The sequence below is a fragment of the bacterium genome (genome assembly GCA_035454885.1).
Classification (GTDB): domain Bacteria; phylum UBA10199; class UBA10199; order JACPAL01.
In genome coordinates, this window is the sequence record DATIGE010000048.1 from 1 (window position 1) to 2936 (window position 2936).

Below are 2936 nucleotides of genomic sequence, written 5' to 3' on the forward strand. Positions count from 1 at the left end.
GGGCGGCCCCGGCGCGCGGCGCGATGGACCTCGATCTGAAGGAGCGGAAGGAGGGCGGCGGGCCATTCGTGGAGGTCCGCCAAGTGAATCACGCACGCCTCCGGCGCTTCGCGGCCCTTCCAGGCGTCGAACGTCTCCGACGTGACGGTTTCGAAGGACAGGCCCTCCAGCCTGAGGGACCATCGGATCTCGTCCACGAAACGGCTCCGTCCGATGCCCGTCGGGCCCGTGACGGCGACGACACGCGTCCCCCCGGACTTTTTCCAATCGTCCAAGAGGCGGTTGATCTTCTTTTCCTCCGCCCGCGGGATCCAAGCCGGCTTGGATAGGACGGCCAAGGTCTCCATTTCCGCCCTGAGGTCGAAGGGCCGCTCGACGTGGCGGTTCAAGAACTTGATCAAGGACAGCGCCGAGTAGGGCCGCTTGGCCGGATCGGGGGCGCGAAGCCGGTCCACGATCTCCGCCAAGAACTTCGGCGTGGTCGGGCGGCCCTTGAGAATCTCCTGAAAGACGACGCCCAGCGAATAGAGGTCGGAGCGCGTGTCGTAGAGTCCCGCCCGGGCCTCCGGAGCCATGTAGGCGATGGTCCCCGCGGCCGGTTGCTGGCGGCCTGCCTTCAAGACGCCCGCGAGTCCGAAATCCAGGAGCTTGGGCGTTCCGACGGATGTGACCACGACATTTTCGGGTTTAATGTCCCGGTGAAGGATGCCGCGCGCGTGCAGGTAGTGCAGGCCGCGGCAGAGGGCGACGAAGAGGTCGAGGAGTTTCTCCGGGGTCATCGCTGCCGCGGCCCGGTCCAGGGTCTCGCCTTCGACGTATTCCATCGAAAAAAAGGGCCCCTCCGGCGCGCCGGCGATGCGGGCGTGTCCGTCGTCGTAATCGTAGAGGGCGATGAGCGAAGGATGCGACAGGCGCGAGAGGAGGGCGACCTCGTCCTTGAGGGCCTGTGCCATCTTGGGATCGGCCCCCTCCGGCAGGAACTTGAGGGCGACCTTCCGCCCTTCCTTCCGGTCCTCCGCCAGAAAGACCCGGCCCATGCCGCCTTCGCCCAGGGGGCGGATGATTTGATAGCGGGGTTTCAAGAGGCGTCCATTATAGCGCCAGCTACAATTTCTTCAAAATTGAATCTTCAAAGAATCAGTTAATCGCGACTTTGACTTTCGTCATTAATGATTAACGTCCTGATTTATCAATTAATTATGTGTGTACCTGGCAATGGCTGTCTTTTGGCACTGGCCTTGCACATCAGCAGTTTGGAAGGAGAGCGCCATGGGTTTCATAGAGGCCTTGGCGGATGTTTTTTCAGGGGGAGCCTATTCGGCGGCCAAGGCCGCTCAGGAGGCCCAGGAAGCCGCGGCCAAGGCCGCACACCAGGCCGAGCAGGAGGCCATTAAGTACGCCTCGGACAACAACAAGACGGTCGCGTTGGGACAGATCATGACCCAACGAATCGCCCTATTGCAGGCAGGCCTCGACAGCGAGATGCAGTTGGCCGCCCAGTTGGAGGTGGGGATCGAGAAACTGGACACGAAGCTTCAGGTCTCCCTCCTCGAATACCGCCAACAGATGACCGCCGAGGAGAACCGCCACGCCGAGACCATGGCCAAGGCCCGGAAGGGATTGTCGGACCTTCAAAACACCCACAGCCTGGGCGCGGACCTCCCGCCGCCTGAGTTTGACTTCTGAATTGATCATAGAAGGAGAACATTTATGTCTTGGATTCATGTTTCTGAGACCGCCGAGCGCTACATCGAACATATCGCCCGGAAGATGGAGAGCGGCGAGGTGTCGCGCGATCAGCTCCAGGCCTACCTCAAGGACAATCCGACGGACCGTTGCGGGATGCCGCTTCGGTGCGCCGGTGAAACCGACGACAGCTATGCCATCCGCCTTGGATTGATCGATGCGGCGAAGGCAGTCCTCGCGGCCCACGAGGCCAAGGACAAGCTCGACGGCCTGGTCAAAACACATTGCGCCTCATCGACAAGGAGCCCCGCCTGCCGCTACGCCCAAGAGGCAAGGGATGCCCTGGGAAGTTTTGTGAAGACCGCGGAGCCGGCGGACCTGGCGGCGGGCATGGATGCCCTGTTGAAGATCCCGTACTGATGTTCTTCGAAAGGAGTCTCTTATGTCGAGCCCCTGTAATTACGATTATTACCGCGTCTGCAAAACGCCCAACAGCTGCACTCCGAGGCAAGGGGACGAGGAGCTCAAGGAGGAGCTTTGTCCCGACCCGAAAACAGAAACCCCCGATCCCGAAAAATCCCGTTACGTGGTCAATTTCGTGAGCACCGTTGTGTCGGCAATTCTGGCTGGGTACGCGAGCAAGACAAAATAGGTGGTCTCAAAGGGCGAGTCTTCCATTCTGACTTCAGGTTCTTCAAAAGTGTATTTCAAGGATTGACGGTAGGTTCAAGAAAAACAAGTAAAATTAATAACTTACATCTTCTCAAGCTTGGCATCTTAATTGCTCCTACATAGCGTCATGAGGAGGCCATCATGAACCGGACCCAATTCCGCATCCAAACCATCGAAGAATTTCTTTCCGATTCCGTGTCCGCGCGGGAGGCGAGCCATCGCCTGGGTCTGCACCGGGTCACATTCTGGAGGCTCGTCAAGAAATACGAGCGGGACGGGCGGCAGGGTTTGGAGCACGGGCTCAAGGGCAGGCGCTCGAACAACGCGAAGCCGGCGTCCTTGAGAATGCTGGTCCGTGATTGGTACGCGAGACACTACGCCCCCGCGGGTTGGAGCGTCCGATCGTTTTACCGGGCCGTGAGGCTCTCCCTCCCGCAGAACCTTTCGTACGCGACGGTCCTCGCCTGGATTCGTCCTCACGCATCCATTCCTAGCAATCTCGCGCCCACCCTCTCGAATGACTCAACTCAGGAGATTCTCCGCCGATAACAGAAGTGGAGTTGAATCCTTGAGGAGAA

Annotated in this window: 5 protein-coding genes; 4 read left to right on the forward strand and 1 reads right to left on the reverse strand. The window is 59.7% G+C overall.

Features of this window, described 5'->3' with window-relative positions; genetic code table 11:
- A partial coding sequence (locus VLJ37_08830; protein ID HSA59773.1) for a serine/threonine-protein kinase occupies positions 1-1082 on the reverse strand: 1082 nt, incomplete at its 3' end.
- Positions 1083-1269: 187 nt separating this feature from the next.
- Between VLJ37_08830 and VLJ37_08835 the strand changes: the two genes are divergently transcribed.
- The 4 genes from VLJ37_08835 (at position 1270) to VLJ37_08850 (ending at position 2907) form a co-directional block, all read left to right on the forward strand.
- Entirely contained in the window at positions 1270-1686 is a 417-nt protein-coding gene (locus tag VLJ37_08835; protein HSA59774.1) for a hypothetical protein, read from the forward strand.
- A 24-nt stretch (positions 1687-1710) separates the two neighbouring features.
- A complete protein-coding gene (locus tag VLJ37_08840) occupies positions 1711-2106 on the forward strand; it encodes a hypothetical protein (GenBank protein ID HSA59775.1) in 396 nt (131 codons plus the stop codon).
- Between the two features lie 22 nt (positions 2107-2128).
- Complete coding sequence (locus VLJ37_08845) at positions 2129-2338, forward strand: hypothetical protein (protein ID HSA59776.1); 210 nt, start codon at positions 2129-2131, stop codon at positions 2336-2338.
- A 161-nt stretch (positions 2339-2499) separates the two neighbouring features.
- Complete coding sequence (locus tag VLJ37_08850) at positions 2500-2907, forward strand: hypothetical protein (GenBank protein ID HSA59777.1); 408 nt, start codon at positions 2500-2502, stop codon at positions 2905-2907.
- Positions 2908-2936: the final 29 nt, after the last annotated feature.

Excerpts from the sequence above, each read along its gene's own strand:
- VLJ37_08840 (HSA59775.1), top strand. The coding sequence starts at position 1,711 with ATGTCTTGGATTCATGTTTCTGAGACCGCCGAGCGCTACATCGAACAT.
- VLJ37_08850 (HSA59777.1), top strand. The coding sequence starts at position 2,500 with ATGAACCGGACCCAATTCCGCATCCAAACCATCGAAGAATTTCTTTCC.
- VLJ37_08835 (HSA59774.1), top strand. The coding sequence starts at position 1,270 with ATGGGTTTCATAGAGGCCTTGGCGGATGTTTTTTCAGGGGGAGCCTAT.
- VLJ37_08845 (HSA59776.1), top strand. The coding sequence starts at position 2,129 with ATGTCGAGCCCCTGTAATTACGATTATTACCGCGTCTGCAAAACGCCC.